The sequence below is a fragment of the Escherichia sp. MAL-1 genome (genome assembly GCF_052948035.1).
Genome location: NZ_CM129609.1, coordinates 4,863,895 through 4,890,779 on the forward strand (window position 1 = coordinate 4,863,895; position 26,885 = coordinate 4,890,779).

Genomic DNA, 26,885 nt, shown 5'->3' on the forward strand with positions numbered 1-26,885 from the left:
AATTTATTGCGGAAATTGATATATTCACAACGTCACATTGCAATTTTTGCAACGTCAACATCGAGGGCTGTCCCTGTGGATTTACGCGATCTGAAAACCTTCCTGCATCTGGCGGAAAGCCGCCATTTTGGCCGCAGCGCGCGGGCGATGCACGTTAGCCCATCCACGCTCTCACGGCAGATTCAGCGCCTGGAAGAAGATCTCGGTCAGCCGCTGTTTGTGCGCGATAACCGCACGGTGACGCTGACTGAAGCGGGCGAAGAGCTGCGCGTTTTCGCCCAGCAAACGCTGTTGCAGTATCAGCAGTTGCGCCACACCATCGATCAGCAAGGGCCGTCGCTCTCTGGCGAATTACATATCTTCTGCTCGGTGACCGCTGCCTACAGCCATCTGCCGCCGATTCTGGATCGCTTCCGCGCGGAACACCCATCGGTGGAGATTAAACTTACTACTGGTGATGCGGCAGATGCGATGGAAAAGGTGGTCACTGGTGAAGCGGATCTGGCGATTGCGGGTAAACCGGAAACCTTGCCCGGCGCAGTGGCGTTTTCGATGCTGGAGAATCTGGCAGTAGTGTTGATTGCCCCCGCGCTGCCCTGCCCGGTGCGTAATCAGGTGTCGGTAGAGAAGCCGGACTGGTCAACGGTGCCGTTTATTATGGCCGATCAGGGGCCGGTACGCCGCCGCATTGAACTGTGGTTTCGACGCAATAAAATCAGTAACCCGATGATTTACGCCACGGTTGGCGGGCATGAAGCGATGGTATCGATGGTGGCACTCGGCTGTGGCGTGGCATTGTTGCCGGAAGTGGTGCTGGAAAACAGCCCCGAACCGGTGCGTAACCGCGTGATGATTTTAGAGCGCAGCGATGAGAAAACGCCGTTTGAGCTGGGCGTGTGTGCGCAGAAAAAGCGGCTACATGAGCCGCTAATTGAGGCATTCTGGAAGATTTTGCCGAACCACAAATGACGTTGTCGCGCGGGTAGGCCTGATAAGCGAAGCGCTATCAGGCATTTTTCCCTAACCCGCCAAAAAGAACCTGAACGCCGGGTTATTGGTTTCGTCGTGGCAATCGTAGCCCAGCTCATTCAGCCGGGTTTCGAAATCCGGTTCATGGTCGCCAAGTTCGAACGCCGCCAGTACGCGCCCGTAGTCGGTGCCATGGCTGCGATAGTGGAACAAAGAAATGTTCCAGTACGTACCCAGCGTGTTGAGGAAGCGCAGCAGCGCGCCCGGTGATTCCGGGAATTCGAAGCTGTAGAGGCGTTCCTGCAACGGATGCGATGGACGTCCGCCGACCATATAGCGCACGTGTAGCTTCGCCATTTCGTCGTCGGAGAGATCAACCACGCTGTAGCCGCCGTCGTTGAGCATCTGCAAAATTTCTTTGCGCTCTTCGAGGCCGCGGCTCAGGCGCACACCGACAAAGATGCAGGCGTTTTTGGCATCGGCAAAACGGTAGTTGAACTCGGTGACCGAACGCCCGCCAAGCAGTTGGCAGAATTTGAGGAAGCTGCCTTTTTCTTCCGGAATGGTCACCGCCAACAACGCTTCACGCTGTTCGCCCAGTTCGCAGCGTTCTGAGACGTAGCGCAGGCCGTGGAAGTTCACGTTGGCACCGGAAAGAATATGCGCCAGCCGTTCGCCGCGAATGTTGTGCAGGGCGATATATTTTTTCATTCCCGCCAGCGCCAGCGCGCCAGAGGGTTCCGCCACCGCGCGCACATCTTCGAATAAATCCTTCATCGCCGCACAGATCGCATCGCTATCGACGGTGATGATGTCGTCGAGATACTCCTGGCATAAACGGAAGGTTTCGTCACCGATGCGTTTTACCGCTACGCCTTCAGCAAATAGCCCTACGCGCGGCAGATCAACCGGATGACCCGCATCCAGCGCTGCTTTCAGGCAGGCGGAGTCTTCCGCTTCTACGGCGATCACTTTGATTTGCGGCATCAGTTGTTTGATCAGCACCGCCACGCCAGCAGCCAGACCGCCGCCGCCGACTGGCACAAATACGCGGTCGAGATGGGCGTCCTGCTGGAGCAGTTCCAGCGCCAGCGTGCCTTGCCCGGCAATCACCATCGGATGGTCGAACGGCGGCACCCAGGTGAACCCCTGCTGCTGTGACAGTTCGATCGCTTTGGCTTTCGCTTCATCAAAGTTCGCACCGTGGAGCAGCACTTCGCCGCCGAAGCCGCGCACCGCATCAACTTTGATATCGGCGGTGGCGGTTGGCATGACGATCAGTGCCTTCACGCCTAACCGTGCGGAAGAAAACGCGACGCCCTGCGCGTGGTTACCCGCAGAAGCGGTGATCACGCCGTGCGCTTTTTGTTCTTCCGTCAGGCCCGCCATCATGGCGTATGCACCGCGCAGCTTAAAGCTGTGCACCGGCTGGCGATCTTCGCGCTTCACCAGAATCACGTTATCAAGACGCGACGACAGTTTTTCCATTTTCTGTAGCGGCGTAACCTGCGCCGCTTCATAGACCGGCGCGCGTAGCACCGCTCTTAAATATTCGGCACCTTCCGGGGTGCCGGACAGGGGTTGCGAGTCAGCCATCATTAACCCCCCAGTTTCGATTTATCGCGCACCGCACCTTTGTCGGCGCTGGTCGCCAGGCTGGCGTAGGCACGCAGCGCAAAGGAAACCTGACGTTCACGGTTTTTCGGCGTCCAGGCTTTGTCACCCCGGGCTTCCTGCGCTTCACGACGCGCCGCCAGTTCGGCATCGCTTACCTGTAACTGAATACCACGGTTCGGAATGTCGATAGCGATAAGATCGCCGTCTTCAATCAGGCCAATGCTGCCGCCGCTTGCCGCTTCCGGTGAGACGTGCCCGATAGAAAGGCCAGAGGTGCCGCCAGAGAAACGACCGTCGGTGATCAGCGCACAGGCTTTACCGAGCCCCATTGATTTCAGGAAGCTGGTTGGGTAGAGCATTTCCTGCATCCCCGGACCGCCTTTCGGGCCTTCATAGCGAATTACTACCACATCTCCGGCGACAACTTTACCGCCGAGAATCGCTTCTACCGCGTCGTCCTGGCTTTCGTACACTTTCGCCGGGCCGGTGAATTTGAGGATGCTGTCATCGACGCCCGCGGTTTTAACGATGCAGCCGTTTTCTGCGAAATTACCGTAGAGCACCGCCAGGCCGCCGTCTTTGCTGTAGGCGTGTTCCAGCGAGCGGATACAGCCGTTTGCGCGATCGTCATCGAGAGAATCCCAACGGCAATCCTGCGAGAATGCCTGTGTAGTCCGAATGCCCGCCGGGCCTGCGCGGAACATATTTTTTACCGCGTCATCCTGGGTCAGCATAACGTCGTATTGTTCCAGCGTTTGCGGCAACGTCAGGCCAAGTACGTTTTTCACATCACGGTTCAGTAACCCCGCACGATCCAGTTCGCCGAGAATACCGATAACACCACCAGCACGATGAACATCTTCCATATGGTATTTCTGGGTGCTCGGCGCAACTTTACACAGCTGCGGAACCTTGCGGGAGAGCTTATCGATATCACTCATGGTGAAGTCGATTTCCGCTTCCTGCGCCGCCGCCAGCAGGTGAAGTACGGTGTTAGTCGATCCACCCATCGCGATATCCAGCGTCATGGCGTTTTCAAACGCCGCCTTACTGGCGATATTACGCGGCAGTGCACTTTCGTCGTTTTGCTCGTAATAACGTTTGGTCAATTCAACAATGCGTTTACCAGCATTAAGGAACAGCTGCTTACGGTCCGCGTGGGTTGCCAGCAGCGAGCCGTTGCCTGGCTGCGACAAACCCAGCGCTTCGGTCAGGCAGTTCATTGAGTTAGCGGTAAACATCCCGGAGCAGGAACCGCAGGTTGGGCAGGCGGAACGTTCAACCTGATCGCTCTGGGAGTCAGAGACTTTCGGGTCTGCGCCCTGGATCATCGCATCAACCAGATCGAGCTTGATTATCCGATCGGACAGCTTGGTTTTCCCGGCTTCCATCGGGCCGCCGGAAACAAAGATCACCGGAATATTTAATCGCAGGGAAGCCATCAACATCCCAGGGGTGATTTTGTCGCAGTTGGAGATACAGACCATGGCATCGGCGCAGTGGGCGTTGACCATATACTCAACGGAATCAGCGATCAGTTCGCGAGATGGCAGTGAATAAAGCATCCCCCCGTGGCCCATGGCAATCCCATCATCCACCGCAATGGTGTTGAACTCTTTGGCAACGCCGCCAGCCGCTTCAATTTGTTCGGCGACCAGTTTACCGAGATCGCGCAGATGGACGTGACCCGGTACAAATTGGGTGAACGAGTTCACAACCGCGATAATCGGCTTACCGAAATCGGCGTCGGTCATCCCGGTGGCGCGCCACAGTGCGCGGGCCCCCGCCATATTACGGCCATGGGTGGTGGTAGCGGAACGATACTTAGGCATGCTTTATTTACTCCCAGTGTCTGTCTCGTAAATGGGACGGTGCGTGCCGTCCCATTTTTTGTATTTATTGATTAACTTGATCTAACCAGCCCCATTTATCTTCGGTTTCGCCAGTGAAGAGGCCGAAGAAGGCTTGCTGGATGCGTTTGGTAACCGGGCCGCAACGGCCTTCACCAACCTGAATACCATCTACGCTGCGCACTGGCGTGATTTCTGCCGCAGTACCGGACATAAACACTTCATCCGCCAGGTACAGGGATTCGCGCGACAGCACCTGCTCACGGACTTCAATTCCCAGCTCTTTTGCCAGTTTGATGATGGCATCACGGGTAATACCCGGCAGCGCGGAGGAGGTGAACGGTGGGGTGAACAGTACGCCGTCTTTCACTTCAAACAGGTTTTCGCCTGCACCTTCAGAGATGTAACCATTCACATCCAGCGCGATACCTTCCTGATAACCGTGGCGGCGTGCTTCACTACCCACCAGCAGGGAAGAGAGGTAGTTACCACCGGCTTTTGCCGCGGTTGGGATGGTGTTTGGTGCTGCGCGGTTCCAGGAGGAAACCATCGCATCGATCCCCTGCTCCAGCGCTTCTGCGCCCAGATACGCTCCCCACGGGAAAGCGGCGATAATCACATCGGTTGAGTATCCCGCTGGCGGGTTAACGCCCATGCCAACATCACCGACGAAGATCAGCGGACGGATATAGGCGCTGGTGAGATTGTTTTTGCGGATCACGTCACGACAAGCTTCCATCAGCTCATCAATGCTCTGCGAAACCGGAAAGCGATAGATTTTGGCGGAGTCATGCAGACGCTGCATATGCTCACGATGGCGGAATACAACCGGTCCTTTGTGCGAGTCGTAGCAACGGATGCCTTCAAAAACCGAGGTGCCATAGTGCAGCGCGTGCGACATCACATGCACCTTCGCGTCTTCCCAGCGAACCATCTCCCCATTGAACCAAATGTAATCAGCTTTCTTCGTGGTCATTTTTATATTCCTTTTGCGCTCAGGCGCGGATTTGTTGTGATGTGGTTGTGCTCTGGCAGATGGCAACGTGTGCGACGTCCACCAGTTTATTTAACTGACTAAACAGTAAGTCGACCGACCGTGGGCTGGCAACGGTCAATTCGATATTTATATTTTGTGCATCGCTGGCGGCGGCCATATTCATTGAGCAGACGTGGAAACCACGATGACGCACCACGCGTAAAACACGTTCTAAGGTTTCTGGATTGAAGCGAGCCGATACATTGACCTGATGTTGCATCATGATAATTTCTCCAACATTTCTGAATTACTGGCACCTGGCGGCACCAGCGGCCAGACGTTCTCAAGTTCGTCGATTGAGACATGAAGCAGGTATGGCCCATCACTGTTCAGCATGGTGTTGAGTGCCGCTTCAACCTGGTCTTTACGGGTGATGTGTTGGCCAGGGATGCCGAAGGCGCTGGCTAACATGAGGAAATCGGGGTTATCAGTAAGGGTGGTTTCGCTGTATCGTTCCTGAAAAAACAGTTGCTGCCATTGTCGAACCATCCCTAACCGTTGGTTATCGAGTAAGACGATTTTCAACGGTAACTGCTTGCGTTTTACGGTGCCCAGCTCTTGCACATTCATCATGAAAGAGCCGTCACCGGAGATACAGACAACGGTATCGTTCGGTCGCGCGACTTGTGCGCCAACCGCCGCCGGTAAACCAAAACCCATGGTACCTAAGCCGCTGGAGGTGATGAAATTTTCCGGGCGAGTGTGGGCGATGTGCTGCGCAGCCCACATCTGGTGCTGCCCCACATCTGTGGTCACGACGCAATCCGCAGGTTTACGATCCGACAGTTGTTTTAACAACAACGGCGCGTAGATAGCGTCACCGGGATGGTCGTAACGCCAGGCATGTTCATCACGCAGCTGCGCGCAGTGTTGCTGCCAGTCATTGATATTTAACGGCTGCTGTAATGCTGGTAACAGAGCATTTAAATCACCTTGTAATGCCACATGTGCCTGACGCAGCTTGTTCATTTCTGCCGGGTCGATATCCATATGGATAACACTGGCGTGTGGTGCGAAGGTGTTCAGTTTGCCGGTCACCCGGTCATCAAAACGTGCACCCACGGCGATCAGCAAGTCGCACTCCTGCACCGCGAAGTTCGCCGCTTTGGTGCCATGCATTCCCAGCATGCCCAGATAGTACGGATAATCTGCTTCAACTGCGCCCAGCCCTTTCAGCGTGCAGGTGGCAGGCATTTTTGTGGTAGCGAGAAATTCTCGTAAAGCAGGAACTGCCTGCGCCATACCCACGCCACCACCAACGTACAGCATCGGTTTTTGCGCTTTTGCCAGCATCTGGCGCGCTTGCTCGACTTCGGCATGTGGGAAAGTCACTTCGTTTTCAACGGTGGTGAACCACGGTTCCAGGTCGCCGCTGGCTAATTGGATATCTTTTGGGATATCGACCAGAACCGGACCAGGACGACCTGAGCTGGCAACGTCGAATGCTTCAGCCATGATGCGCGGCAACTCTTCCAGCGACTGCACCAGGAAGCTGTGCTTGGTACAGGCTAGCGACAATCCCAGGACATCCACTTCCTGAAATGCGTCCGTGCCGATAAACGGTGCGGACACTTGACCGGTGATGGCAACAACGGGGATGGAATCTAACAGTGCGTCCGCAAGCCCGGTTATCAGGTTGGTTGCGCCCGGACCAGACGTGGCGATACATACGCCAGTTTTGCCAGTAGCACGGGCATAACCGATAGCCGCCATTGCCGCACCCTGTTCATGTCGGCACAGCAAGTGCTCCACGCCGCCGTCATACAATGCATCGTAAACCGGCATAATTGCGCCACCCGGATAACCGAAAACGGTATTCACACCCTGTGCCCGCAACGCATGTACCACCCACTGTGCGCCATTCATAGTTAGTTCCCCGTCCTGAATCTTGAGAAACAGAATTTTGTGCTGTTATTCATTGTCTGCTCCTCGGTTATGTTTTTAAGGTCAAAAAAAACCCCCGGACCTTTCGGTGCGGGGGTCTTAGTTCGTTAAGGCTTGATTTCTAAGCCTTTCCTCGTCCAAGTGCAGCCCCGCACGGTGGGATAATAATCACCACCACGCTAATCACGACCAGGCTAATCACTCGTAGAAGGGCTGTCATTTTGTCTTTTCTTGCATCTTGTTCGAAGGAATGCTTAAAGAGTTACCATAGGTTTTGTAAATAGTACAAGATATTTTTTGGCCGATTTTTATGATGCGTTTAATAATTTCAATAGAAATTGTTGTTTTTTAAAAAGAAAATAGTGAGTGAAAAAAATTCAATTTCGGTCTGAATGTTGTTCCCTTCCTCTTAGTTCATCCTTTGTCCGCTGTATTTTTGCGAGCATCATTCCACCGCCAGAACAACTCAACTTCACTTGCACAAATAAACAGGAATCAGCCACTAAAATTCACGAATTAGCGGGCTACAGCAGCGATATCTTATGCACATAATGGTGACTCAAGGAGGGCTTATGTCACTGTCAATTGTTCATACCCGCGCAGCCCTGGGAGTAAATGCGCCCCCAATCACTGTTGAGGTACATATCAGTAAAGGTCTACCCGGCTTAACGATGGTGGGCTTACCAGAAACAACGGTGAAAGAAGCTCGCGATCGCGTGCGCAGCGCCATTATCAATAGCGGATATGAATATCCGGCGAAAAAAATCACCATCAACCTTGCTCCAGCCGATCTACCAAAAGAAGGGGGACGATATGATTTACCTATCGCCATTGCGTTGCTGGCGGCCTCAGAACAGCTTACAGCCAATAAGTTAGATGAATATGAATTAGTCGGAGAACTGGCGCTTACAGGCGCTCTGCGTGGCGTTCCCGGCGCAATCTCCAGTGCAACTGAAGCTATTAAGTCGGGCAGAAAAATTATCGTCGCGAAAGATAACGAAGATGAAGTGGGGCTAATTAACGGTGAAGGATGCCTGATAGCCGATCATCTGCAAGCTGTCTGTGCGTTTCTGGAAGGTAAGCACGCTCTCGAACGCCCGAAACCAACTGATGCAGTATCCCGGGCGCTACAACATGATCTCAGTGATGTTGTCGGTCAGGAACATGGAAAGCGAGGACTGGAAATTACCGCCGCTGGCGGGCACAACCTTTTACTGATTGGGCCTCCGGGAACAGGTAAAACAATGCTCGCCAGCCGTATTAATGGCCTGTTGCCAGATTTAAGCAATGAAGAGGCACTGGAGAGTGCTGCGATATTAAGTCTGGTAAATGCTGAATCAGTACAAAAACAATGGCGGCAGCGCCCGTTCCGCTCACCTCATCACAGTGCATCGTTAACTGCGATGGTAGGCGGTGGCGCAATTCCAGGGCCCGGTGAAATTTCGCTGGCGCATAACGGCGTGCTTTTTCTTGATGAGTTACCTGAATTTGAAAGGCGTACACTGGATGCCTTGCGAGAGCCGATTGAATCCGGGCAGATCCATCTTTCACGCACGCGAGCAAAAATAACCTATCCAGCCCGTTTCCAGCTTGTCGCGGCGATGAATCCCAGCCCTACCGGACATTATCAGGGAAACCATAACCGCTGCACACCAGAGCAAACGCTGCGTTATCTCAACCGACTCTCTGGTCCCTTTCTCGACCGCTTCGATCTCTCACTGGAGATCCCATTACCGCCTCCCGGTATTTTGAGTAAAACGGTAGTGCCGGGAGAAAGCAGCGCCACCGTTAAACAACGCGTAATGGCCGCCAGAGAGCGCCAATTTAAGCGGCAGAATAAACTGAACGCCTGGCTGGATAGTCCGGAAATACGCCAATTCTGCAAACTTGAGAGCGAAGATGCGATGTGGCTGGAAGAAACGCTGATCCATCTGGGGTTATCGATTCGTGCCTGGCAGCGGTTATTGAAAGTTGCACGAACCATTGCTGATATTGATCAGTCTGACATTATCACACGTCAACATTTGCAGGAGGCAGTTAGCTATCGAGCGATTGACCGTTTGCTCATCCATCTGCAGAAACTACTGACATAAAAAAAGGGCATTTCGCCCTTTTTATTAATCGTCAGAATCGGTGTAGTCTTCAGCACCTTCAACCTGCGGTTTACCGCCGGAAAGGGTGTGAAAACGTTTTGGACGCTTAATACGCGTCATATACTTGGACCACACGCGTTCTGCTTCTGTCACTGGCTCACGTTCGCCACGGCATACTGCTACGAAGAGTTTCTCTTCCTCGGTAACCGGCTCGCGTTTGCCAAGATCCAACTCATTGAAGGCATAACCATGACGCTCAAGCAGTTGTGCCTCTTTGATGGTGAAATCACCATGACGAGAGAATCCACGTGGATAATGTTTATTGTCGAAATATCGATTAGTCGTCGTAAAGCTTTCCGCCATCCTGCACGCTCCTAATTCTTTGACCGAGCTAGTTATGGCGCGGAGTATTAGTTACGCTTGACAGAGTGTAAAACAAAACATTTAAATCATAACGACAAATAATTTTGCGGAGAGCACTGTGGATACGGAATTGTTAAAAACTTTCCTGGAAGTTAGCCGAACGCGTCACTTTGGTCGAGCGGCTGAATCGCTCTATCTGACCCAGTCAGCAGTGAGCTTTCGAATCAGACAACTGGAAAATCAACTGGGTGTGAACCTTTTCACCCGCCACAGAAACAATATCCGTTTAACCGCTGCCGGTGAAAAACTACTGCCTTATGCAGAAACGCTCATGAGCACCTGGCAGGCCGCCCGCAAGGAGGTGGCGCATACCTCACGACATAACGAGTTTTCTATCGGTGCCAGCGCCTCATTGTGGGAATGTATGCTTAATCAGTGGCTGGGACGTTTGTATCAAAATCAGGATGCCCATACAGGCTTACAGTTCGAAGCGCGAATTGCCCAACGGCAGTCTCTGGTAAAACAGCTGCATGAACGCCAGCTTGATCTTCTTATTACCACTGAAGCGCCCAAAATGGACGAATTTAGTAGTCAGTTGCTGGGATATTTCACTTTAGCGCTTTATACCAGTGCCCCTTCAAAACTAAAGGGAGATCTTAATTATCTGCGACTTGAGTGGGGGCCAGATTTTCAACAGCATGAGGCAGGTTTGATCGGTGCTGACGAAGTGCCCATTCTGACAACCAGTTCTGCTGAACTGGCACAGCAACAGATTGCGATGCTTAATGGTTGCACCTGGCTACCCGTCAGCTGGGCGCGTAAAAAAGGCGGCCTGCATACCGTTGTCGATAGCACAACACTTTCACGGCCGCTTTATGCCATATGGCTGCAAAATAGCGATAAAAATGCGTTGATTCGCGATCTTTTAAAAATTAACGTGCTGGATGAAGTGTATTAATATGAATGGCTGGCAAGGATGCCGGTAGAAGGATTTACTTCGGAGAGGGTTATTTCAGATAAAAAAAATCCTTAGCTTTCGCTAAGGATGATTTCTGGCAGGGGCGGAGAGACTCGAACTCCCAACACCCGGTTTTGGAGACCGGTGCTCTACCAATTGAACTACGCCCCTAATTAGGGTGGCGGAACGGACGGGACTCGAACCCGCGACCCCCTGCGTGACAGGCAGGTATTCTAACCGACTGAACTACCGCTCCACCGAATTCTTTTACAACCACCGGTTTTATGACCGGCTTACTGCTTAATTTGATGCCTGGCAGTTCCCTACTCTCGCATGGGGAGACCCCACACTACCATCGGCGCTACGGCGTTTCACTTCTGAGTTCGGCATGGGGTCAGGTGGGACCACCGCGCTACTGCCGCCAGGCAAATTCCTGTGCTCTGTCCTGTGTCTTTTGTGCTGATACTGCGTCGGCTGCATTCGCGAAAGTCAGTCACATACTTCAGTATGCTCCTTCCTTCGCTTCATTTGCCGCCTTGTCTCAGCGCAAAATCCTTCGGACTCTGAATCAAAGCTGAAATTCTCTCAATCCGCCAAAACATCTTCGGCGTTGTAAGGTTAAGCCTCACGGTTCATTAGTACCGGTTAGCTCAACGCATCGCTGCGCTTACACACCCGGCCTATCAACGTCGTCGTCTTCAACGTTCCTTCAGGACCCTTAAAGGGTCAGGGAGAACTCATCTCGGGGCAAGTTTCGTGCTTAGATGCTTTCAGCACTTATCTCTTCCGCATTTAGCTACCGGGCAGTGCCATTGGCATGACAACCCGAACACCAGTGATGCGTCCACTCCGGTCCTCTCGTACTAGGAGCAGCCCCCCTCAGTTCTCCAGCGCCCACGGCAGATAGGGACCGAACTGTCTCACGACGTTCTAAACCCAGCTCGCGTACCACTTTAAATGGCGAACAGCCATACCCTTGGGACCTACTTCAGCCCCAGGATGTGATGAGCCGACATCGAGGTGCCAAACACCGCCGTCGATATGAACTCTTGGGCGGTATCAGCCTGTTATCCCCGGAGTACCTTTTATCCGTTGAGCGATGGCCCTTCCATTCAGAACCACCGGATCACTATGACCTGCTTTCGCACCTGCTCGCGCCGTCACGCTCGCAGTCAAGCTGGCTTATGCCATTGCACTAACCTCCTGATGTCCGACCAGGATTAGCCAACCTTCGTGCTCCTCCGTTACTCTTTAGGAGGAGACCGCCCCAGTCAAACTACCCACCAGACACTGTCCGCAACCCGGATTACGGGTCAACGTTAGAACATCAAACATTAAAGGGTGGTATTTCAAGGTCGGCTCCATGCAGACTGGCGTCCACACTTCAAAGCCTCCCACCTATCCTACACATCAAGGCTCAATGTTCAGTGTCAAGCTATAGTAAAGGTTCACGGGGTCTTTCCGTCTTGCCGCGGGTACACTGCATCTTCACAGCGAGTTCAATTTCACTGAGTCTCGGGTGGAGACAGCCTGGCCATCATTACGCCATTCGTGCAGGTCGGAACTTACCCGACAAGGAATTTCGCTACCTTAGGACCGTTATAGTTACGGCCGCCGTTTACCGGGGCTTCGATCAAGAGCTTCGCTTGCGCTAACCCCATCAATTAACCTTCCGGCACCGGGCAGGCGTCACACCGTATACGTCCACTTTCGTGTTTGCACAGTGCTGTGTTTTTAATAAACAGTTGCAGCCAGCTGGTATCTTCGACTGATTTCAGCTCCACGAGCAAGTCGCTTCACCTACATATCAGCGTGCCTTCTCCCGAAGTTACGGCACCATTTTGCCTAGTTCCTTCACCCGAGTTCTCTCAAGCGCCTTGGTATTCTCTACCTGACCACCTGTGTCGGTTTGGGGTACGATTTGATGTTACCTGATGCTTAGAGGCTTTTCCTGGAAGCAGGGCATTTGTTGCTTCAGCACCGTAGTGCCTCGTCATCACGCCTCAGCCTTGATTTTCCGGATTTGCCTGGAAAACCAGCCTACACGCTTAAACCGGGACAACCGTCGCCCGGCCAACATAGCCTTCTCCGTCCCCCCTTCGCAGTAACACCAAGTACAGGAATATTAACCTGTTTCCCATCGACTACGCCTTTCGGCCTCGCCTTAGGGGTCGACTCACCCTGCCCCGATTAACGTTGGACAGGAACCCTTGGTCTTCCGGCGAGCGGGCTTTTCACCCGCTTTATCGTTACTTATGTCAGCATTCGCACTTCTGATACCTCCAGCATACCTCACAGTACACCTTCACAGGCTTACAGAACGCTCCCCTACCCAACAACGCATAAGCGTCGCTGCCGCAGCTTCGGTGCATGGTTTAGCCCCGTTACATCTTCCGCGCAGGCCGACTCGACCAGTGAGCTATTACGCTTTCTTTAAATGATGGCTGCTTCTAAGCCAACATCCTGGCTGTCTGGGCCTTCCCACATCGTTTCCCACTTAACCATGACTTTGGGACCTTAGCTGGCGGTCTGGGTTGTTTCCCTCTTCACGACGGACGTTAGCACCCGCCGTGTGTCTCCCGTGATAACATTCTCCGGTATTCGCAGTTTGCATCGGGTTGGTAAGTCGGGATGACCCCCTTGCCGAAACAGTGCTCTACCCCCGGAGATGAATTCACGAGGCGCTACCTAAATAGCTTTCGGGGAGAACCAGCTATCTCCCGGTTTGATTGGCCTTTCACCCCCAGCCACAAGTCATCCGCTAATTTTTCAACATTAGTCGGTTCGGTCCTCCAGTTAGTGTTACCCAACCTTCAACCTGCCCATGGCTAGATCACCGGGTTTCGGGTCTATACCCTGCAACTTAACGCCCAGTTAAGACTCGGTTTCCCTTCGGCTCCCCTATTCGGTTAACCTTGCTACAGAATATAAGTCGCTGACCCATTATACAAAAGGTACGCAGTCACACGCCTAAGCATGCTCCCACTGCTTGTACGTACACGGTTTCAGGTTCTTTTTCACTCCCCTCGCCGGGGTTCTTTTCGCCTTTCCCTCACGGTACTGGTTCACTATCGGTCAGTCAGGAGTATTTAGCCTTGGAGGATGGTCCCCCCATATTCAGACAGGATACCACGTGTCCCGCCCTACTCATCGAGCTCACAATATGTGCATTTTTGTGTACGGGGCTGTCACCCTGTATCGCGCGCCTTTCCAGACGCTTCCACTAACACACACACTGATTCAGGCTCTGGGCTCCTCCCCGTTCGCTCGCCGCTACTGGGGGAATCTCGGTTGATTTCTTTTCCTCGGGGTACTTAGATGTTTCAGTTCCCCCGGTTCGCCTCATTAACCTATGGATTCAGTTAATGATAGTGTGACGAATCACACTGGGTTTCCCCATTCGGAAATCGCCGGTTATAACGGTTCATATCACCTTACCGACGCTTATCGCAGATTAGCACGTCCTTCATCGCCTCTGACTGCCAGGGCATCCACCGTGTACGCTTAGTCGCTTAACCTCACAACCCGAAGATGTTTCTTTCGATTCATCATCGTGTTGCGAAAATTTGAGAGACTCACGAACAACTTTCGTTGTTCAGTGTTTCAATTTTCAGCTTGATCCAGATTTTTAAAGAGCAAATATCTCAAACATCACCCGAAGATGAGTTTTGAGATATTAAGGCAGGTGACTTTCACTCACAAACCAGCAAGTGGCGTCCCCTAGGGGATTCGAACCCCTGTTACCGCCGTGAAAGGGCGGTGTCCTGGGCCTCTAGACGAAGGGGACGTATCAGTCTGCTTCGCAAGACGCCTTGCTTTTCACTTTCTATCAGACAATCTGTGTGAGCACTGCAAAGAACGCTTCTTTAAGGTAAGGAGGTGATCCAACCGCAGGTTCCCCTACGGTTACCTTGTTACGACTTCACCCCAGTCATGAATCACAAAGTGGTAAGCGCCCTCCCGAAGGTTAAGCTACCTACTTCTTTTGCAACCCACTCCCATGGTGTGACGGGCGGTGTGTACAAGGCCCGGGAACGTATTCACCGTGGCATTCTGATCCACGATTACTAGCGATTCCGACTTCATGGAGTCGAGTTGCAGACTCCAATCCGGACTACGACGCACTTTATGAGGTCCGCTTGCTCTCGCGAGGTCGCTTCTCTTTGTATGCGCCATTGTAGCACGTGTGTAGCCCTGGTCGTAAGGGCCATGATGACTTGACGTCATCCCCACCTTCCTCCAGTTTATCACTGGCAGTCTCCTTTGAGTTCCCGGCCGGACCGCTGGCAACAAAGGATAAGGGTTGCGCTCGTTGCGGGACTTAACCCAACATTTCACAACACGAGCTGACGACAGCCATGCAGCACCTGTCTCACAGTTCCCGAAGGCACCAATCCATCTCTGGAAAGTTCTGTGGATGTCAAGACCAGGTAAGGTTCTTCGCGTTGCATCGAATTAAACCACATGCTCCACCGCTTGTGCGGGCCCCCGTCAATTCATTTGAGTTTTAACCTTGCGGCCGTACTCCCCAGGCGGTCGACTTAACGCGTTAGCTCCGGAAGCCACGCCTCAAGGGCACAACCTCCAAGTCGACATCGTTTACGGCGTGGACTACCAGGGTATCTAATCCTGTTTGCTCCCCACGCTTTCGCACCTGAGCGTCAGTCTTCGTCCAGGGGGCCGCCTTCGCCACCGGTATTCCTCCAGATCTCTACGCATTTCACCGCTACACCTGGAATTCTACCCCCCTCTACGAGACTCAAGCTTGCCAGTATCAGATGCAGTTCCCAGGTTGAGCCCGGGGATTTCACATCTGACTTAACAAACCGCCTGCGTGCGCTTTACGCCCAGTAATTCCGATTAACGCTTGCACCCTCCGTATTACCGCGGCTGCTGGCACGGAGTTAGCCGGTGCTTCTTCTGCGGGTAACGTCAATGAGCAAAGGTATTAACTTTACTCCCTTCCTCCCCGCTGAAAGTACTTTACAACCCGAAGGCCTTCTTCATACACGCGGCATGGCTGCATCAGGCTTGCGCCCATTGTGCAATATTCCCCACTGCTGCCTCCCGTAGGAGTCTGGACCGTGTCTCAGTTCCAGTGTGGCTGGTCATCCTCTCAGACCAGCTAGGGATCGTCGCCTAGGTGAGCCGTTACCCCACCTACTAGCTAATCCCATCTGGGCACATCCGATGGCAAGAGGCCCGAAGGTCCCCCTCTTTGGTCTTGCGACGTTATGCGGTATTAGCTACCGTTTCCAGTAGTTATCCCCCTCCATCAGGCAGTTTCCCAGACATTACTCACCCGTCCGCCACTCGTCAGCAAAGCAGCAAGCTGCTTCCTGTTACCGTTCGACTTGCATGTGTTAGGCCTGCCGCCAGCGTTCAATCTGAGCCATGATCAAACTCTTCAATTTAAAAGTTTGATGCTCAAAGAATTAAACTTCGTAATGAATTACGTGTTCACTCTTGAGACTTGGTATTCATTTTTCGTCTTGCGACGTTAAGAATCCGTATCTTCGAGTGCCCACACAGATTGTCTGATAAATTGTTAAAGAGCAGTGCCGCTTCGCTTTTTCTCAGCGGCGCGGGGTGTGCATAATACGCTTTCCCGCTACAGAGTCAAGCATTTATTTTTGCTTTCTCTGCCGAAGTTCTCAGGAGAACTTCTCTGACCCGGCGGCGTGTTTGCCGTTGTTCCGTGTCAGTGGTGGCGCATTATAGGGAGTTATTCCGGCCTGACAAGAGGAAATTTAAAATAATTTTCTGACCGCGCATTTTTTCAGCAAAAGCCCCGTTAATGTGCCATAAAACAAGCAATTTGCCGTTTTTGCAACCGTAATCACACTTCCTGGTGGCATACTAAGGAGGAATAAAAAGAAAAAGGAAGATTAGTAATGCCTTTAAGCGCACAACAGTTAGCTGCACAGAAAAACCTTTCGTATGTTCTGGCTGAGAAGCTGGCGCAACGCATCTTAAAAGGTGAATATGAACCCGGCACCATTTTGCCTGGTGAGATTGAGCTGGGCGAGCAATTTGGAGTGAGTCGTACAGCGGTACGCGAAGCGGTCAAAACGTTAACGGCAAAAGGGATGGTTTTACCGCGACCGCGAATTGGTACCCGGGTCATGCCACAATCAAACTGGAATTTTCTTGATCAGGAATTGCTTACCTGGTGGATGACAGAAGAGAACTTTCATCAGGTCATCGATCACTTTCTGGTTATGCGTATCTGTCTGGAGCCGCAAGCTTGCCTACTGGCTGCAACGGTTGGCACCGCGGAACAGAAGGCGCATCTCAATACGTTAATGGCCGAAATGGCGGCATTAAAAGAGAACTTTCGCCGTGAACGCTGGATCGAAGTAGATATGGCCTGGCATGAGCATATCTATGAAATGAGCGCCAATCCGTTTTTGACCTCATTCGCCTCGCTATTCCATTCGGTTTATCACACTTACTTCACGTCAATTACCAGCGACACAGTGATAAAGCTGGATCTGCACCAGGCGATTGTCGATGCGATTGTCCAAAGCGATGGCGACGCGGCATTTAAAGCTTGTCAGGCGCTGCTACGCTCACCTGATACGTGACAACCCGATAACAGGACATTGAATGAGCGATAAAAAGAAGCGCAGTATGGCGGGTTTGCCGTGGATCGCGGCGATGGCCTTCTTCATGCAGGCACTTGATGCCACTATTCTGAATACCGCCTTACCCGCAATCGCTCATAGCCTTAATCGTTCTCCTCTCGCGATGCAATCAGCCATCATCAGTTATACGCTGACGGTGGCGATGCTTATTCCGGTAAGCGGATGGCTAGCCGATCGCTTCGGTACGCGTCGCATTTTTACCCTTGCCGTGAGTCTGTTCACATTGGGTTCTCTGGCCTGCGCACTTTCTAATTCGCTACCACAGCTGGTTGTCTTCCGGGTTATTCAGGGGATAGGCGGCGCAATGATGATGCCTGTTGCTCGGCTGGCCTTACTGCGCGCTTATCCTCGTAATGAACTTCTTCCAGTATTGAATTTTGTCGCCATGCCGGGTCTGGTGGGGCCAATTTTAGGCCCCGTTCTTGGCGGCGTGCTGGTCACCTGGGCAACCTGGCACTGGATATTTTTAATCAATATCCCCATAGGTATTGCAGGCCTTCTTTACGCGCGCAAACATATGCCCAATTTCACCACCGCACGACGCAGATTCGATATCACTGGCTTTTTGTTGTTTGGCCTCAGCCTTGTTCTCTTCTCAAGCGGAATAGAGCTATTCGGGGAAAAGATTGTCGCCAGCTGGATTGCCTTGACGGTAATTGTCACCAGCATCGGGTTACTGCTTCTCTATATTCTCCATGCACGACGCACGCCAAACCCATTAATTTCATTAGATTTATTTAAAACCCGCACTTTCTCGATCGGTATCGTAGGCAATATTGCAACCCGTCTGGGGACCGGCTGTGTACCGTTCCTTATGCCATTGATGTTACAGGTAGGATTTGGTTATCAGGCGTTTATTGCCGGCTGTATGATGGCGCCGACAGCGTTAGGTTCCATTATTGCAAAATCGATGGTTACCCAAGTCTTACGTCGTCTGGGCTATCGCCATACATTAGTGGGGATCACGGTGATTATTGGGCTAATGATCGCTCAGTTCTCTTTGCAATCACCGGCAATGGCGATATGGATGCTGATCTTGCCGTTGTTTATATTAGGGATGGCTATGTCGACGCAGTTTACCGCGATGAATACCATCACACTTGCCGATCTGACCGATGACAACGCCAGCAGCGGTAACAGTGTTCTGGCGGTCACGCAGCAACTGTCTATCAGTTTAGGCGTTGCTGTAAGTGCGGCCGTCCTTCGCGTTTATGAAGGAATGGAAGGCACAACGACTGTCGAACAATTCCACTATACGTTTATCACAATGGGCATTATTACTGTTGCTTCAGCAGCAATGTTCATGCTTCTGAAAACAACCGATGGTAATAATTTGATCAAAAGACAGCGTAAATCTAAGCCGAACCGCGTTCCATCAGAATCGGAGTAAGTTGTAATCGTTGTTGCTGAAGAGTTGGCTGGGTTATCCGATGGATGAGTACATCAATCGCCAGCTCCCCCAGTTCATCTTTCGGTTGGTGGATAGTGGTTAATGGTGGCGTCATAAAGCTTGCCAGTTCGATATCGTCATAGCCAATCACCGCGATATCCTGCGGAACCTGTAACTCTGCCTGATATAACGCCTGGTAAACGCCAACAGCCATAGCGTCATTTCCGGTAAAGACGGCCTGAGGACGCAGCGGATGTGATAGCAGTTGGCGCATAGCGTCAAACCCGCCGTTAAATTCAAAATCACCAGTGACTTCATAGCCATCAGGAATGTTGAGACCCGCACGTTTCATCGCCGCCCGATAACCTTCCAACCGCAGGCGCGCCGGAGTTTTATCCAGCGGGCCGGTAATACAGGCGATACGGGTATGACCTTTATCGATCAGATATTGCGTTGCTAAGTCTCCGCCCAGCAACGAGTTATCCTGAATAAGATCGCTGTCGCCATCGAACGGAGCCCAGTCCATCATCACGGTAGGCACTGTCGGATAACGTTGCATGATTTCACGCGAAGGCTGATGCGTTTCGGTGCACAGTAACAGCAAGCCATCAACGCGTTTTTGCATCAGCGTTTCCAGATTGCGATTCATCCGCTGTTCATCGCCTTCGGTATTGCAAAGGACAAGACTATAACCGCGTTCGAAGCAGCTGCGTTCAACGCCACGCACCAGTTCTGAATAGAAAGGATTGGTACTGGCAGTGATCAACATGCCAATGGTATGTGTTTGATTGAGTTTGAGGCTACGCGCCAGAGCTGATGGCGCGTAATTGAGTTCTTTAATCGCCGCTTCAACTTTGGCGGTAATCGCTTCACTGACGAAGCGATCTTTATTGATAACGTGAGAAACTGTTGAGGTAGAAACGCCCGCCAGGCGGGCAACATCTTTCATTGTAGCCAAGCGTCACCTCTGCCTGTCTAAAAATGCGTCGATCTCTTCACGCCACGGTACGGAAGGTTGTGCGCCTTTACGTGTTACGGCAATCGCAGCGGCAGCATGGGCAAAACGAATCGCCTCTGGCAATGGTTTTTCTTCCAGCAATGCCGTGATTAACGCACCGTTAAAGGTATCTCCGGCAGCAATGGTATCGACAGCCTGCACCCGGAATCCAGGAACGCGCTGACCTTCACCATTCACGCTAGCCCATACACCACGACTTCCTAAAGTAATCAGTACAGTACGGATACCTTTTTCATGCAGTACCTGCGCCGCCTTCGCTGCATCTTCATCATTTTCAACACGAATACCGGTGAGCTTTTCTGCTTCCGTTTCGTTTGGCGTAATAATGTCCACCAGCGCCAGCAGTTCGTCAGGAAGTTCGCGAGCCGGAGCCGGGTTAAGCGCAACGATAGTCTTATTTTGATGGGCGATTTTCGCCGCTGCCATCACACTTTCGAGTGGTGATTCCAGCTGCATTAATAATGCTGATGCGTTGGCAATACGCTCACGTTGCGCTTCCACCAGCGCCGGGGAAAGGGCAGCATTAGCGCCGGCATGAATACCAATGACATTCTCACCTTCGCCATTAACAAAAATCAGCGCCACACCTGTTGATTCGCCTTTGATCACGCTGACGGGAGAAATATCGATGTTATCAGTGGCGAGCTGCTGGCGAACGCTCTCGCCAATGCTGTCATCGCCAGTGCAGGCAATAAACGCGATATTCGCACCGCTACGCCCAGCAGCCACCGCCTGATTCGCGCCTTTGCCGCCAAATGCAACCTGATAGTGGTTACCGGTTACGGTTTCGCCTGGGGAAGGAAAAGATTGAAGATTAAGAATGTGGTCAGCATTAATGCTGCCAAGAACAACGAGGCTGCCTGCGTTTTGCATATTCGGGATGTCCATAAAATGCGCCACCGTGTTAGGGTGGCGCGTGCCCTGCTTTTCTTTATATTACACGTTCATCTGTCGATGACGTATTTATGTCACCATCAGGTCATACAACCTGATTAAAACTACTGCTTAACAACCAGTTTCAGATCAACCGGATACTTAGCCTGAACTTTCTCGCCTTTCAGCACTTTATCTGCGGTTTCGACGCCTTTCGCGCCAATCTGATCGGGTAGCTGAGCGATAGTCGCTGCTAGTTTGCCATCATTCACCGCTTTTTCGCCATCCGGTGTACCGTCAAATCCGACGACCATCACATCCGATTTACCGGCAGTTTGCAGTGCGCGCAGCGCGCCCAGCGCCATTTCATCATTCTGCGCAAATACAGCCTGAACATCCGGATGAGCGGTCAACAGGTTCTGCATTACGTTCAAACCTTTGGTGCGATCAAAATCTGCTGGCTGGCTGGCAAGAACATTAAACTTGTGAGCAGCTACGGCCTGCTGGAAGCCTTCGCCACGTTCACGGGCTGCGGATGTACCAGCAATGCCTTGCAGCTCGATAACTTTGGCACCTTCGCCAGCTTTCTTCGCGATGTAATCACCGGCGATTTTGCCGCCCAGTACGTTATCAGATGCAATGTGGCTCACCACTTCACCTTTCGTTGCCTGGCGGTCAAGAGTGATAACCGGAATGTTCGCCTGGTTAGCCATCTTCACAGCATTACCCACTGCGTCGGAGTCGGTCGGGTTAATCAGCAGAATTTTGGTGCCGCGAACGGTTAAGTCCTGCACGTTCGCCAGCTCTTTCGCCGGGTTGTTCTGGGAGTCCAGCACCACCAGGTTATAGCCAAGTTTATCCGCCTCTTTCTGCGCGCCATCTTTCAGCGATACAAAGAACGGGTTGTTAAGCGTGGAGACCACCAGCGCGATGGTGTCTTTTGCCATCGCATTCGCACTGACGGTGGCGCTTAGCGCAACAGCGGAAACCAGGGTAGCCAGTTTTTTCATGTTCATATTCAAGATGTCCTGTAGTCGTTATTACTGCTTTTTGTTGTCTACCAGCACCGCCAGCAAAATCACCACCGCTTTGACGATCATCTGGTAATAGGAGGAAACACCTAACAAATTCAATCCATTATTAAGGAAGCCAAGAATTAATGCGCCGATCAACGTCCCAACAATGCGACCTTTTCCGCCCGCCAGACTCGTACCGCCCAGAACCACCGCAGCAATAGCATCCAGCTCATAGCCAGTCCCCGCCGTGGGTTGTGCAGAGGAGAGACGCGCCACTTCAATGATCCCGGCCAGCGATGCCAGCAGACCACAAAGAGAATAGACGATGATTTTGATTTTATTGACGTTGATACCAGAAAGACGCGTTGCCGCTTCGTTGCCGCCCAGCGCGTAGATGTAACGCCCCAGACGCGTGTGATGCAGCATGTACCAGGCCGCGAGGAAGACAATCCCCATGATCCAGACTGGCGTCGGTACGCCCAGCGGACGACCAATACCAAACCAGCCAAACAGATCGGCGTTCTCAGTAAAGCCGGTATTCACTGGGCTACCGTTGGTATAAACCATGGTCACGCCGCGCAGTAAAAGCATCATAACCAGCGTAGCGATAAAGGCCTGGACGCGACCTTTCGCTACAATCACCCCGGTTACCGCACCAATTGCGGCACCTAACGCGAGAGCGGCAGCGACAGCCACCAGCGCATTGACTTCAATGCCGACGATAGATGCAGCAACTGCGCCGGTCAGCGCCAACAGAGAACCTACCGATAAGTCGATGCCCGACGTCAGGATCACCAGCGTCATCCCGACCGCCATAATGGCGTTCACTGAGGTTTGCTGGAGAATATTGAATAAGTTATTGATGGTGAAAAAGTTCGGACTTAACGTCGAGACAATCGCGATCAGCACCAGCAGAGCGATAAGCGATTTCTGCTCCATCAGCCACGCTTTCGTGAAATAACGGCGACCAGAGACAGTCTGGGTTGTCATTTTTTTACTCCTGATTCACGCGATTAAGCTTGCCCACAGCGGCAGCCATTAACACTTCCTGGGTGGCCTGCTCACGAGTAAATTCCCCGCTGAGATGCCCTTCATGCATGACGATGATGCGATCGCTCATGCCTAATACTTCTGGCATCTCCGATGACACCAGAATGATGCTCAAGCCATCGGCTTTGAACTGGTTAATCAGTTGATAGATCTCTTTTTTCGCGCCGACATCTACGCCACGGGTAGGTTCATCAAGGATCAACACTTTGGGGCGTGTCATCAGACCGCGGGCAATCGCCACTTTTTGCTGATTGCCACCGGAAAGCAGACCAATTGCCTGTTCCATCGACGGAGTTTTCACATTAAACAGACGAATGAAATCACTCACAGCCTGCTGTTCATCGGCATGCTTCAAACTGCCGCCAGCGCGGCTGAAGTAGCGCAGCGCTGTCAGCGACATGTTCTCTTTTACTGACATGCCCAACACTAAACCGTCACGTTTACGGTCTTCGGAGATATACACAATGCCGTTTGCCAAGCCATCCTGCGGTGAACGGGTAACGACTTCATGCCCATCCAGGGTGACGTAACCGCTGGTGCGCGGTAGTGCGCCGTAGAGCACTTTCATCAGTTCGGTACGACCTGCGCCCATCAAACCAGAGACGCCAAGAATTTCGCCTTTGCGTAAAGTAAAAGAGACATCGTTAACGCCAGGTCCGCAGAGATTATCGACTTTCAGGCGGATATCTCCCGGCGCTTTGTCCAGGTGCGGATATTGATCTTCCAGCTTGCGACCCACCATCATCTCAATCAGCGAATCTTCGGTCAGTGATGCCACTTCGCGCTCAGCAATAAATTGCCCATCACGAAAAACGGTAACGTCATCGCAAATCTCGAAGATTTCTTTCATGCGGTGGGAGATATAGACAATACCGCGGCCTTGCGATTTCAGCTCGCGGATGACGCGGAACAGGGATTCGGTTTCGGTATCGGTCAGCGCATCGGTCGGTTCATCCATAATGATGACTTTCGACTCAAAGCTCAGCACTTTGGCGATTTCAACCATTTGCTGGTCACCGATGGAAAGATCGCCCACCAGCTTGTCGCTTTTAAAGCGCAGGTTAAGTTTAGCCAGCAATTTATCCGCTTCGGCATACATGGTTTTCCAGTCAATTTTGCCAAAGCGATTAACAAACTCACGACCGAGGAAAATGTTTTCGGCAATGGTCAACTGCGGGATCAGGTTCAGTTCCTGATGGATAATCCCAATCCCGGCTTCCTGGGAAGATTTTGGCCCGGTAAATGTCGTTTCTTTCCCCAGCCATAAAAGCGTACCGGCATCGCGAGTATAGATGCCAGTAAGCACTTTCATCATGGTGGATTTACCCGCGCCGTTTTCGCCCACCAGCGCCATCACGCGGCCCGGATAGACATTTAACGCTGCGCCCGAGAGGGCTTTTACGCCCGGGAAGGCTTTATCGATGCCTTTAAGCTGAAGTAATGCTTCCATGACGGCCTCAGAACGTCACGCCAGCACAGAGAATGATATTCGCATACGGAGAACATTCTCCGCTGCGAATTACCGCCTGACTTTCTGCGGTTTGTTGTTTGAATTGTTCATGCGTGGTGTAACGAATTTCAATGGTATTTCCCTGGTGTTTTTGCAGCTGCTCAAGGTGAGTGAGCAACGTTTCGTGGAGTTGCGGATTATGGTGTTTGATCTCTTCCGCGATAATGGCCGCCTCGACCTGCATTTCATTTGTGACGACGCCCAGCACCTGCATAAAAGAAGGTACACCCTGGGTTAATGCCATATCGATACGCGTTGTACTTTTGGGGATGGGTAAACCAGCATCACACACCACCAGCGTATCGGTATGTCCCAGACGGGAGATCACCGATGAAATATCAGAATTAAGAACGGTGCCTTTTTTCATTTTTTTCTCCATCAGCGAAACGTTTCGCTGACCCACAGTTTAATCCTGACTGAGTTGGGAAAACCATCGTGACGTTACGGAAATGTGATCAACCTCGAAACGTTTTACATGGTGATTAACCATGAAAACAAAAACGCCCCCTTATGAAGAAAGGAGGCGTCTGGCGTTAGATTTCGACCTGAGTACCCAGTTCGATAACCCTGTTTGGCGGGATTTCAAATTGATCTGGTGCACGCAGCGCATTACGTTGCAGCAGCAAGTACAGCTTGCCGCGCAGACGCAAATACCACGGGCGTTTGCCGAGGATCAACGACTCATGCGACATAAAGAAGGAGGTTTCCATCATCCGGCAACTTAATCCTTCCAGACCGCAGCGGTGGAAAACTTCTTCTACGTTTGGCGTTTCTCGCCAACCATAACTTGCCACCACGCGCCAGAAAGTGGGCGACAGTTGTTCAATCTGTACCCGACGGACGTTATGGACATATGGAGCGTCTTCGGTGCGCAGAGTTAACAGAATCACCCGCTCATGCAATACCTTGTTATGTTTAAGGTTATGCATCAGCGCAAAGGGAATGACGTTGATTGCACGCGACATATACACCGCGGTCCCGGGCACGCGAACAGGCGGTGATTTCTCCAGCGAAGCAATCATCGCTTCCAGAGAGTTACCATGTTCATGCATCCGCCGCAGCAAGCGGAAACGCTCGCTCTTCCAGGTGGTCATCACGATAAACATCACAGTACCGAGGCTCAATGGCAACCAGCCGCCGGAGAGCAGTTTATCGAGGTTAGCGGTGAACAATGGAATATCGACACAAAGGAAAGCAATCAGGATCAGCGCAACAAAATACTTATTCCAGTGCCAGTTCTGACGTGCCACGGTAGTCGAGAGAATAGACGTCAGCACCATGGTTCCGGTCACCGCAATCCCGTACGCCGCCGCCAGGTTGCTGGAGTGCTCAAAGCTGACAATCACAATCACGACCGCGACATAGAGCATCCAGTTCACAAACGGAATATAGATTTGCCCTGACTCCATTTCGGAGGTGTGAATAATGCGCATCGGCGACAAATATCCCAGACGTACCGCCTGACGCGTCAATGAAAAGACGCCAGAGATAACCGCCTGCGAGGCGATTACCGTCGCCAGTGCGGCGATGATCAGCAGCGGGATCAGCGCCCAGTCCGGTGCCAAAAGGAAGAACGGGTTCTTAATCGCTTCCGGGTTCTTTAACAACAGCGCTCCCTGGCCGAAGTAATTAAGAGTTAAGGAAGGTAATACGACAGTGAACCACGCCAGACGAATAGGGAACTTACCAAAGTGTCCCATATCAGCATACAGCGCCTCGACCCCCGTAATCGACAGCACCACTGCCCCTAATGCAATAAAAGAAACCGTTTTGTATTCAAGGAAGAAATGCACGGCCCACATCGGATTCAGCGCATGCAGCACTTCCGGGTTAGCAATAATGCTACGTAACCCCAGTCCTGCCAGAATCAAAAACCAGGTCAGCATGATCGGCGCAAACAGCTTACCGACCATAGCCGTGCCATGCTTTTGAATCATAAATAATAAAGTGAGAACGATAATTGAGAGGGGAACTATCCAGGTATCCAGCTGCGGGGCGACGATTTCCAGACCTTCAATGGCTGACATCACCGAAATAGCGGGTGTTATGACGACTTCACCATAGAAAAAGCTGCCGCCGATTAGCCCCATAATCACCAGCATTGATGTGGTTCGCGCCGACGTATTACGCCCGGCAAGCGACATCAACGTCAGGATCCCCCCCTCACCGGCGTTATCTGCCCGCATCACGAAGGTGAGATATTTAATGGAAACCACAAAGATTAGCAGCCAGAAGATCAGCGATAAAAAGCCAAACACGGCATCGCGTTCAACGCCAAAACCAAACTGGCCGGACAAACATTCACGAAGTGTATATAACGGGCTGGTACCAATATCGCCGTAGACAACTCCAATCGCCGCGAGGGTAATCGCGGGCAATGATTGCTTATTATCAGTGCTCATAGACTAGTCTTTCGTTGAAATATGAAATGTGTGCTTAGTCCCTTGGCCCACAAAAAAGCGCACAGTATGCACGATTAACGGCAAAATCGTACTCCTAAATGCGGCCACATTAACCTGGCTCAAAGAAAAATACCCCCCCTTTGAGACTATTTTAGCCACCAGCAAGAAACGTCTATACTCGCAATTTACGCAGAACTTTTGACGAAAGG

20 protein-coding genes, 3 tRNA genes and 3 rRNA genes are annotated in these 26,885 nt (G+C 52.0%); 5 read left to right on the plus strand and 21 right to left on the minus strand.

Features of this window, described 5'->3' with window-relative positions; translation table 11 throughout:
- Positions 1-75: 75 nt before the first annotated feature.
- Positions 76-969, plus strand: coding sequence for an HTH-type transcriptional activator IlvY (ilvY, locus tag ACU8XX_RS24215; protein ID WP_000365791.1), 894 nt, complete (start codon positions 76-78; stop codon positions 967-969).
- A 51-nt stretch (positions 970-1,020) separates the two neighbouring features.
- Here the strand turns inward: ilvY and ilvA are convergent, their stop codons facing one another.
- From ilvA to ilvL, 7 genes are all read right to left on the minus strand, one after another.
- Positions 1,021-2,565, minus strand: coding sequence for a threonine ammonia-lyase, biosynthetic (ilvA, locus tag ACU8XX_RS24220; protein ID WP_001338652.1), 1,545 nt, complete (start codon positions 2,563-2,565; stop codon positions 1,021-1,023).
- A 2-nt stretch (positions 2,566-2,567) separates the two neighbouring features.
- Complete coding sequence (gene ilvD / locus ACU8XX_RS24225) at positions 2,568-4,418, minus strand: dihydroxy-acid dehydratase (RefSeq protein WP_001127419.1); 1,851 nt, start codon at positions 4,416-4,418, stop codon at positions 2,568-2,570.
- A 64-nt stretch (positions 4,419-4,482) separates the two neighbouring features.
- On the minus strand, positions 4,483-5,412 hold the full coding sequence (gene ilvE / locus ACU8XX_RS24230; protein WP_000208520.1) for a branched-chain-amino-acid transaminase: 930 nt from the start codon (positions 5,410-5,412) through the stop codon (positions 4,483-4,485).
- Between the two features lie 19 nt (positions 5,413-5,431).
- Positions 5,432-5,695: an acetolactate synthase 2 small subunit gene (gene ilvM, locus ACU8XX_RS24235; protein WP_000983255.1), complete on the minus strand. Its 264-nt coding sequence runs from the start codon at positions 5,693-5,695 to the stop codon at positions 5,432-5,434.
- Entirely contained in the window at positions 5,692-7,338 is a 1,647-nt protein-coding gene (ilvG, locus tag ACU8XX_RS24240; RefSeq protein ID WP_001012620.1) for an acetolactate synthase 2 catalytic subunit, read from the minus strand. Before ilvG ends, ilvM begins: the two co-directional genes overlap by 4 nt.
- 2 nt (positions 7,339-7,340) lie before the next feature.
- Positions 7,341-7,391, minus strand: coding sequence for a peptide IlvX (gene ilvX / locus ACU8XX_RS24245; protein ID WP_001387183.1), 51 nt, complete (start codon positions 7,389-7,391; stop codon positions 7,341-7,343).
- A gap of 86 nt (positions 7,392-7,477) precedes the next feature.
- Positions 7,478-7,576, minus strand: a complete 99-nt coding sequence (ilvL, locus tag ACU8XX_RS24250) for an ilv operon leader peptide (protein ID WP_001311244.1) — start codon at positions 7,574-7,576, stop codon at positions 7,478-7,480.
- Positions 7,577-7,928: 352 nt separating this feature from the next.
- On the opposite strand from ilvL, the gene ACU8XX_RS24255 reads away from it, so the two are divergent.
- Positions 7,929-9,449, plus strand: a complete 1,521-nt coding sequence (locus tag ACU8XX_RS24255) for a YifB family Mg chelatase-like AAA ATPase (RefSeq protein WP_000058966.1) — start codon at positions 7,929-7,931, stop codon at positions 9,447-9,449.
- A 24-nt stretch (positions 9,450-9,473) separates the two neighbouring features.
- On the opposite strand, the gene maoP is transcribed toward ACU8XX_RS24255, so the two are convergent.
- Positions 9,474-9,812: a macrodomain Ori organization protein MaoP gene (maoP, locus tag ACU8XX_RS24260; RefSeq protein ID WP_000841001.1), complete on the minus strand. Its 339-nt coding sequence runs from the start codon at positions 9,810-9,812 to the stop codon at positions 9,474-9,476.
- Between the two features lie 118 nt (positions 9,813-9,930).
- On the opposite strand from maoP, the gene hdfR reads away from it, so the two are divergent.
- On the plus strand, positions 9,931-10,770 hold the full coding sequence (gene hdfR, locus ACU8XX_RS24265) for an HTH-type transcriptional regulator HdfR (RefSeq protein WP_000379245.1): 840 nt from the start codon (positions 9,931-9,933) through the stop codon (positions 10,768-10,770).
- Between the two features lie 95 nt (positions 10,771-10,865).
- On the opposite strand, the gene ACU8XX_RS24270 is transcribed toward hdfR, so the two are convergent.
- The 6 genes from ACU8XX_RS24270 to ACU8XX_RS24295 form a co-directional block, all read right to left on the minus strand.
- Positions 10,866-10,941, minus strand: a tRNA-Trp gene (locus ACU8XX_RS24270).
- A gap of 8 nt (positions 10,942-10,949) precedes the next feature.
- Positions 10,950-11,026, minus strand: a tRNA-Asp gene (locus ACU8XX_RS24275).
- Between the two features lie 54 nt (positions 11,027-11,080).
- Positions 11,081-11,196: ribosomal RNA gene (rrf, locus tag ACU8XX_RS24280) — 5S ribosomal RNA — on the minus strand.
- A gap of 188 nt (positions 11,197-11,384) precedes the next feature.
- Positions 11,385-14,288 (minus strand): 23S ribosomal RNA (locus ACU8XX_RS24285).
- 193 nt (positions 14,289-14,481) lie between these two features.
- A tRNA-Glu gene (locus ACU8XX_RS24290) sits at positions 14,482-14,557 on the minus strand.
- Between the two features lie 85 nt (positions 14,558-14,642).
- Positions 14,643-16,184, minus strand: a 16S ribosomal RNA gene (locus tag ACU8XX_RS24295).
- The 16S, 23S and 5S rRNA genes sit together here with 3 tRNA genes alongside, the layout of an rRNA operon.
- A gap of 480 nt (positions 16,185-16,664) precedes the next feature.
- Between ACU8XX_RS24295 and ACU8XX_RS24300 the strand changes: the two genes are divergently transcribed.
- Entirely contained in the window at positions 16,665-17,357 is a 693-nt protein-coding gene (locus ACU8XX_RS24300; RefSeq protein WP_001131170.1) for a FadR/GntR family transcriptional regulator, read from the plus strand.
- Positions 17,358-17,379: 22 nt separating this feature from the next.
- The gene (gene mdtD, locus ACU8XX_RS24305; protein WP_001280852.1) at positions 17,380-18,807 is read left to right on the plus strand and encodes a multidrug transporter subunit MdtD; all 1,428 of its coding nucleotides are present in this window, start codon (positions 17,380-17,382) and stop codon (positions 18,805-18,807) included.
- Here the strand turns inward: mdtD and rbsR are convergent.
- The 7 genes from rbsR to kup form a co-directional block, all read right to left on the minus strand.
- Positions 18,773-19,765, minus strand: coding sequence for a ribose operon transcriptional repressor RbsR (gene rbsR / locus ACU8XX_RS24310; RefSeq protein ID WP_000224470.1), 993 nt, complete (start codon positions 19,763-19,765; stop codon positions 18,773-18,775). The genes mdtD and rbsR overlap by 35 nt on opposite strands.
- A 3-nt stretch (positions 19,766-19,768) precedes the next feature.
- Complete coding sequence (rbsK, locus tag ACU8XX_RS24315) at positions 19,769-20,698, minus strand: ribokinase (protein ID WP_012767772.1); 930 nt, start codon at positions 20,696-20,698, stop codon at positions 19,769-19,771.
- 125 nt (positions 20,699-20,823) lie between these two features.
- A complete protein-coding gene (gene rbsB, locus ACU8XX_RS24320; RefSeq protein ID WP_001056273.1) occupies positions 20,824-21,714 on the minus strand; it encodes a ribose ABC transporter substrate-binding protein RbsB in 891 nt (296 codons plus the stop codon).
- 24 nt (positions 21,715-21,738) lie between these two features.
- The gene (rbsC, locus tag ACU8XX_RS24325; RefSeq protein WP_000211858.1) at positions 21,739-22,704 is read right to left on the minus strand and encodes a ribose ABC transporter permease; all 966 of its coding nucleotides are present in this window, start codon (positions 22,702-22,704) and stop codon (positions 21,739-21,741) included.
- Between the two features lie 4 nt (positions 22,705-22,708).
- Complete coding sequence (gene rbsA / locus ACU8XX_RS24330) at positions 22,709-24,214, minus strand: ribose ABC transporter ATP-binding protein RbsA (RefSeq protein WP_000387770.1); 1,506 nt, start codon at positions 24,212-24,214, stop codon at positions 22,709-22,711.
- A 7-nt stretch (positions 24,215-24,221) separates the two neighbouring features.
- On the minus strand, positions 24,222-24,641 hold the full coding sequence (gene rbsD, locus ACU8XX_RS24335) for a D-ribose pyranase (protein WP_001301979.1): 420 nt from the start codon (positions 24,639-24,641) through the stop codon (positions 24,222-24,224).
- A 166-nt stretch (positions 24,642-24,807) separates the two neighbouring features.
- On the minus strand, positions 24,808-26,676 hold the full coding sequence (gene kup / locus ACU8XX_RS24340) for a low affinity potassium transporter Kup (protein WP_000102319.1): 1,869 nt from the start codon (positions 26,674-26,676) through the stop codon (positions 24,808-24,810).
- Positions 26,677-26,885: the final 209 nt, after the last annotated feature.